Annotated in this window: 8 protein-coding genes; 2 read left to right on the top strand and 6 right to left on the bottom strand. The window is 66.6% G+C overall.

Translation table 11 applies throughout. The annotated features are described in order from the left end of the window. Positions 1-164: 164 nt before the first annotated feature. Genes ACZYX4_RS14790 through ACZYX4_RS14775 form a run of 4 tightly spaced genes read right to left on the bottom strand, consistent with a single transcriptional unit; the run spans position 165 to position 2,482 of the window. Positions 165-527, bottom strand: a complete 363-nt coding sequence (locus ACZYX4_RS14790) for a thioredoxin family protein (RefSeq protein WP_463877158.1) — start codon at positions 525-527, stop codon at positions 165-167. 59 nt (positions 528-586) lie between these two features. Continuing rightward, on the bottom strand, positions 587-883 hold the full coding sequence (locus tag ACZYX4_RS14785) for a rhodanese-like domain-containing protein (RefSeq protein WP_354350432.1): 297 nt from the start codon (positions 881-883) through the stop codon (positions 587-589). A 46-nt stretch (positions 884-929) separates the two neighbouring features. After that, entirely contained in the window at positions 930-1,838 is a 909-nt protein-coding gene (locus tag ACZYX4_RS14780; protein WP_463877156.1) for a sulfite exporter TauE/SafE family protein, read from the bottom strand. Further along, positions 1,835-2,482, bottom strand: a complete 648-nt coding sequence (locus ACZYX4_RS14775; protein ID WP_463877154.1) for a rhodanese-like domain-containing protein — start codon at positions 2,480-2,482, stop codon at positions 1,835-1,837. Before ACZYX4_RS14775 ends, ACZYX4_RS14780 begins: the two co-directional genes overlap by 4 nt. Before the next feature lie 130 nt (positions 2,483-2,612). Between ACZYX4_RS14775 and ACZYX4_RS14770 the strand changes: the two genes are divergently transcribed. After that, entirely contained in the window at positions 2,613-2,870 is a 258-nt protein-coding gene (locus ACZYX4_RS14770; RefSeq protein ID WP_463877152.1) for a metal-sensitive transcriptional regulator, read from the top strand. Positions 2,871-2,894: 24 nt separating this feature from the next. Here the strand turns inward: ACZYX4_RS14770 and ACZYX4_RS14765 are convergent, their stop codons facing one another. Together ACZYX4_RS14765 and ACZYX4_RS14760 are read right to left on the bottom strand one after the other, a co-directional pair. Continuing rightward, positions 2,895-4,358 carry a protein adenylyltransferase SelO gene (locus tag ACZYX4_RS14765; RefSeq protein ID WP_463877150.1) on the bottom strand — a complete coding sequence of 488 codons (1,464 nt, stop codon included), beginning with the start codon at positions 4,356-4,358 and terminating at the stop codon, positions 2,895-2,897. A gap of 137 nt (positions 4,359-4,495) precedes the next feature. Beyond that, positions 4,496-4,798: a hypothetical protein gene (locus ACZYX4_RS14760; protein WP_463877148.1), complete on the bottom strand. Its 303-nt coding sequence runs from the start codon at positions 4,796-4,798 to the stop codon at positions 4,496-4,498. A 222-nt stretch (positions 4,799-5,020) separates the two neighbouring features. Between ACZYX4_RS14760 and ACZYX4_RS14755 the strand changes: the two genes are divergently transcribed. Next, positions 5,021-6,652, top strand: coding sequence for an MFS transporter (locus ACZYX4_RS14755; protein WP_463877146.1), 1,632 nt, complete (start codon positions 5,021-5,023; stop codon positions 6,650-6,652). Positions 6,653-6,665: the final 13 nt, after the last annotated feature.

The raw sequence follows: 6,665 nt of genomic DNA, 5'->3' as shown, positions 1-6,665 counted from the left end.
CCTCATCATAAATGCGTTCCAGAAGCATGTGCTCTCCTTCGTAAAGAGGTGGGGCTGAGCCCCGTCGACTACTAACAACAATAATACCCCCGGGGGTATCTTGCAAGTGGGTGGCGCCGGCGTTCAGGACCCGCACTGGCGGTGCCCGGACAACCGCCGCCCGGTCAGCCCTGTGACTGTGCTGCCTGGGCCTGCACGCTGGCCATATCCAGGTTTTTGACGCCTTCAATGACCTGCTCGAGGCCGGCGGCGTTGAGTGCGCCGGGCTGCGAGAAGACCAGGGTCTTGTCGCGGAAGGCCATCAGCGTGGGGATGGAGGTGATTCCCGCCGCAGCCGCCAGGGCCTGTTCGGCCTCGGTGTCCACCTTGGCGAAGACGACATCCGGGTGCTTCGTTGATGCCGCTTCATAAGTGGGCGCGAACATGCGGCAGGGGCCGCACCAGCCGGCCCAGAAGTCGACAAAGACGATGTCGTTGGTTTCCAGCGTTTCGGCGAGGGTCTTTTCGGTGATGTCGATGGTTGCCATAACTATCTTCCATTCCTCCGGGTTGTGGGGGTGAGAGGGAACTGCTGTTCAGGGGCGGATCAGGTGGTCGGCAGGCCCGCGCGGGTCCATGCGATCATGCCGCCATCCATGGTGTCTGCGGTGAAGCCGGCGGCGTTGAGGGCATCCGCCACACGGGCGCTGCGGTTGCCACTGCGGCAGATGGCGATCACGGGGACCTTGGCGTCAAGCTCGGACAGGCGGGCCTGCAGCTCGCCCATGGGGATGTGGATTGCGCCAGGGATCATTCCTTCGGCGACTTCGAAGTCCTCGCGGACGTCCAGGACCTGCGCCTGGTTCCGGCGCTGGTCTGCTTCGGTGATGCTGATTTCTGCCATGGTGGTGCCTTTCGTTTCAGGATTGACTGCTGGTGGGCCGGTTCGGTCAGACCGACGTGGGCTGGGAGTCTTCGCTGGTGGTGCGGTTGGACCTGCGCAGCGGGCAGGTGCTGACGAAGAACCAGCAGACTGTGGCCGCGACGAGCGCCGTCCCGACAACACCCAGCGCGATCGGTCCGCGCAGATCCACGGGGGCCTGCTGAATGAGGACAAACGCGCCCATCACCAGCACGAACCAGCCGAAGCCCTTGCGCAGGGCCGCTTCCGGAATGCGGCCGGCGAGCTTGGACCCGATCAGGGTGCCCACGATGGCAGCCCCCGTCACGGCCAGCGTGATCCCCCAGTCCAGCTCCACGGTGGTGAGGTAACCGGCCAGGCCGGCGAAGGACTTCATGGCGATCACGACGAGCGAGGTTCCGACGGCGATTGCCATCGGCAGGCCGCCGAGCAGCGCGAGGGCCGGGACTACCAGGAAACCGCCGCCGGCACCGACCAGGCCGGTGACCAGGCCGACGACGAGGCCGTCGAGCAGGACGCGGAACAGCGGCAGTTCGGTGTGCTTGGGCGCCTCGGTGCCCGAGCCAGCTTTCTTCTTGCGTCCGCGGATCATGGCGATGGAGGTGGCCACCATCATCAGGGCAAACGCGATGAGCAGGATCTGGCCGGGGATGTGCCCGCCCAGGAGGCCGCCCACGAAGGCGCCGACCATGCCGGCAGCGCCGAACAGCAGGCCGGTGCGCCACATGACACGTCCGGCACGGGCGTGGCTGACGACGCTGACGGCCGAGGTCACGCCGACCACGAACAGGGAGGCGGCAATCGCTTCCTTGGCTTCGAATCCGGCCACGTAGACCAGGATCGGCACCGTCAGGATGGATCCGCCACCGCCGAGCACACCGAGCGACAGCCCGATGAGCACCGACAGGGCAAGAACGAGGATCAGCGTGGTGGTCATGAGGCCTTGGACTCCGGGGCCGGGGATGCCTCAATGGGGAACTGCAGGATGGCGGACTCGCGGGTCGGCTCCTGGGCGGCCTTGTTCCATGGCATGGCAGAGATCGCCTGGCCCATGGCACAGGTGTTGGTGGCTGCTGAGAAGGTCAGTCCGGCGCCGACGAATCCGGCGAGGAGCTGGACCTTGGGCGAGACGAACTTGCCTCCGGCAAGGCCCAGAACCACGAGAGAACCGGCAGCAAGCCGGACCTGGCGTTCGAGGTCCCAGCGCGACTTGCCACGGACCACGTCTCCGCCAGCCTCAGCGAACCCGGGGGCGCCGCCTGTCAGAACATAGGCGTTGCCGATACCCACGCCACCCAGGCGCTGCCGAGCCTGTTCGGCGCGGGCTCCCGACTGGCAGACAAGCACGACGCGGCTGCCCAGGCGGGCGGCCAATTCGTCAGTGTGCTCGGAGAGCAGCGGCAGCGGCACGTTGTAGGAACCGCGGATATGCATGTTTTCAAACTCGGCGGCCGAACGGACATCGATCACGACGAGGTCCTGGTGTTCCTGGAACCAGCTGCGCAGCGTTTCCGGAGCAAGCGTGGTGACTGCCGGTGCAGCGGAGGAAGCCTGGGCGGAGGAAGTGGAAGGGGTGGTCATGGGTGTCCTTTCGAGACGGGCAAGAGAAGCTGAATACCCTACCGAGTATTGCAGATACCCCTGGGGGTAGTCAAAAATACCCACGGGGGTATATCCTTGAGTATAGCCAACCCTAACTTTGGAGACACCCATGGACCTCGATTCAGCCGAACTCGCCCCCGCCATCAACCGGCTCAAGCGCGCTCAAGGGCAGCTGGGGGCCGTCATCCGGATGCTGGAGGAGGGACGCGACTGCAAGGACACCGTCACGCAGCTGGCCGCCGTCTCGAAAGCCCTGGACCGGGCGGGATTCGCCATCATTGCCAGCGGACTGGAGCAGTGCGCGGTACGGCAGGACTCGAGTATGAGCACGAAGGACCTGGAAAAGCTCTTCCTCTCCCTCGCCTAAGGCGCCTCGCGGGCTGCGCGCGGCTCAGGTTCCGCAGAAGGTCCGGTAGGCGCCGAAGTCTTCGGGCGCGGCGGCAGCGTATCGCTCCAGGCCGGGGCGCTCGTCGTACGGTCTGGTCACCGCGTTCAGGAGGAGCCCGAGCGGTTCCAGATCGCCGCCCGTGGCGGCGTCGAGGGCCTCCTCGACCAGGTGGTTCCGCGGGATGTAGGCGGGGTTGACCCGGTCCATCGCGTCGGCGTCGGGAGCGAGGGCGATCCAGCGCCCGGCCCACGCATCGAACGCTGAGGGATCAGGCAGCAGGCTCCGCACCGGTTCGGCGTCGCCCCGGGCGGCAGCGCTGAGGCTCCGGAAGAACAATGTGTGATCAGCCCGGCCCGCCTGCAGGAGGCTGAGCACCTCATCCACCAGGGGTGAGGCCACGTCGTCGTCGAGCCCGTCAGGCAGACCGAGTTTCGCCGCCATGCCGGCCGACCAGGCCGCGCTGTACTGCCGGCGGAACGCGGCGAGGGCCTCCTGTGCCTGGGCGACCGCCTGCTCCTGCTGGTCGTGGAAGAGGGGCAGCAGCGACTCCGCGAGCCGCGTGAGGTTCCATTCCGCCATGACCGGCTGGTTGCGGTACGAGTAGCGCCCGGTCTCGTCGATCGAGCTGAAAACCGTGGCCGGGTCGAAGTCGTCCAGGAAGGCGCAGGGCCCGTAATCGATGGTCTCGCCGGAAATGGTCATGTTGTCGGTGTTCATGACGCCGTGCACGAAACCCGCGAGCATCCACTGTGCCACCAGTGACGCCTGGGCTGCGACCACCGCCTGGAACAGTGCGAGATAGGGCTGCTCTGCCTCCGCGGCGCCAGGGTAGTGGCGGGCGATCGCATGATCGGCGAGGCGGCGCAAAAGGTTCAGATCGCCGGTGGCGCGGGCGTACTGGAAGCTGCCAACACGCAGATGGCTGGAAGCGACCCGTGTGAGTACCGCACCTGGCAGCATGGTTTCGCGGAACACCTGGCGCCCCGTCGCCACCACGGCGAGGGACCGTGTGGTGGGGATGCCCATGGCGTGCATCGCTTCGCTCACGATGTACTCCCGCAGCATCGGACCGACCACCGCCAGGCCGTCGCCGCCGCGGGCGAACGGTGTGCGTCCGGAGCCCTTGAGGTGGACATCGCGAAGGTTGCCGGAGGTGTCCGTGATCTCACCGAGCAGAAGCGCCCGGCCGTCGCCGAGCCGGGGGGCCAACCAGCCGAACTGGTGGCCGGTGTAGGCCTGGGCCACAGGAGTGGCGCCGCTGGGGACCAGGTTGCCGATCAGCAGAAGTACGCCGTCGGAGCCCCGCAGGTAGTCGGCATCAAGGCCCAGCTCGGCGGCCAGCGCCTCGTTGAGCACGAGGAGCCTCGGGTCAGGTGCCTCCTCCGCCTGCCAGGGTATGGACATTTCCGCGAGCTCCCGGGCAAAGCGTCCGTCAAAGGCGACGGTTGAGGGGGCTGCGGCAGTCATACACCAAGAATATCCTGCGGCGCCTTCGGCGTCTGTTGCGTTCCAGTGACCGGCCGAGTGGGCGCGCGGCCCAGCCCGACGCCGTCGAACCAGCCGCGACACGCCAAACGTCAATCCCGGCAGGGTGAACGGCTGGCTTAGAGGGCGGACACCGTCTCGATGGCGACCGTCTCGATGATCCTGGTCGACGGCTCGCCGACCAGCGCCGGCGCCGTTACACCGGTCTTCCAGGTGTCGTTCTGCAGCCGGCCCAGGAAATCCACCGCAGCTGCCTGCGTATCGAAATCCATCTCCAGCATCACGTAGTCCTCCTGGTCGAGGGGACGCGAGATCCGGTACGACCGCACGCCCGACGCGGCGCGGTTCAGTGGGTCGCTGTCAAAGGCCCTCCTCCACATACCGAAGTCCCGGACCAAGTGTTCGATCTGCAGGGTAATCACTGGGGCGCTCCTGTCGACGGCCTGTACATGCCCTACTGTAGGCCCGGAAGCACGCGGCAGGTAAGGCGTCCGGCAGGGTGATATTTCGGGCGGGGCCCTGCGGCCGCCTGGTAGGGGGCCAAAAAGGGCGGCGCAATGCGCGGTCTTGACAGGCCAATCGGGGGCACGGAGCATGGCGTTCATGCGCGCAATGGCAAGCGGGACGCTCACGAGGTCAGAATCGTGAGTCCGGGGGCGACGACAACGGCCCGGACTGGCTCCGGGCTGGTCCTGGCGGTGCTGGCATCCAGCCAGTTCCTGATGACCCTCGACAGCTCGGTGATGAACGTTTCGATGGCCACGGTGGCCGCGGACCTGGGGACGACGATCACCGGGATCCAAACGGCGATCACCCTGTACACCCTTGTCATGGCATCGCTGATGATCACCGGCGGCAAGGTGGGGACCATCATGGGCCGCCGCCGCGCGTTTGCACTCGGCCTGATCATCTATGCCGCAGGGTCACTCACCACGGCGCTTGCTCCTAACCTTGGAGTGCTGCTCCTTGGCTGGTCCCTCCTGGAGGGTATCGGTGCGGCACTGATTATGCCCGCGATCGTCGCGCTCGTCGCGGCCAATTTTCCGCCCGAACGCCGCGCCGGAGCCTACGGGCTGGTGGCTGCAGCGGGCGCCATGGCGGTCGCCGCGGGCCCGCTCATCGGCGGTGCAGTGACCACGTTTGCATCCTGGCGGTACGTTTTCGTCGGCGAGGTCGTCATTGTCCTCGGAATCCTGCTGCTCCTGCGCAAGGTTGAGGACGTACCGCCGGCCAAGGTCCGGCTCGATTTTGTGGGGTCCGCATTGTCGATAGTGGGACTGGCAATGATGGTGTACGGTGTGTTGCGATCGGGTGAGTGGGGCTGGGTACAGCCCAAACCTGGCGCACCGACCGCCCTGGGGCTCTCCCCCGTGGTGTGGCTGCTGATCGGCGGACTGCTTGTCCTCTATGTCTTCCTGCGGCGGACATCGCACCTTGCCGCAGTGGGCGGCGATCCCCTGATCGACCCCGGGCTGTTCCGGAACCAGCGTCTCACCGGCGGGCTCAGCGTCTTCTTCGCTCAATTCCTCGTGCAGGCCGGCGTGTTCTTCACCATCCCCCTGTTCCTGTCGGTGGTGTTGGAGTTGAGCGCATTGGAGACCGGAATCCGTATTTTCCCGCTGTCCGTGGCACTGATTTTGGCCGCGGCCGGAATCCCCAAGGTCTGGCCGCGTGCCAACCCGCGCCGTGTCGTCCGGCGGGGGCTGATGCTGATGATCGTCGGCATCCTCATCCTCGTGGCAGGAATGGACCCAGGGGCGAATGCGGGCATTGTGGCCATCCCGATGCTGTTGATGGGCTTTGGGCTGGGGGCGCTGTCCTCCCAGCTGGGCGCCATCACGGTTTCCGCCGTCCCGGACTCACAGAGCGCGGAGGTCGGCGGGCTGCAGAACACGGCCACCAACCTCGGGGCCTCCCTAGGGACTGCGCTGATCGGGTCGGTGCTCATCGCCACCCTGAGCGCTTCGTTTATGGCCGGCATCCAGAACAATCCCGCCGTTCCGAGCTCCGTGCAGGAACAAGCCTCGGTCGATCTGGCCGGCGGCGTCCCGTTCATTTCCGATACGCAGCTCCGCGGCGCGCTCGAGGAGGCCGGAGTCGACCAGGCGACGGCCGATGCCATCATGTCGGTCAACTCCGACTCCCGTCTGGAGGCCCTGCGTGCAGCGCTGGCTCTGACCGCGTTGCTGGCGATCTCCGCCCTGTTCATCACCGGACGCCTCCCCGAGGAGGCCGTCGGGTCGCAGGGAGAGCCCGCACACGGTAAGGCAGCGTGAGGAGTGCCGGCGC

It is taken from the genome of Pseudarthrobacter leeuwenhoeki (assembly GCF_055412885.1).
The sequence above is the reverse complement of the archived record's forward strand: the minus strand, read 5'-3'. Positions and strand labels throughout refer to the sequence as shown.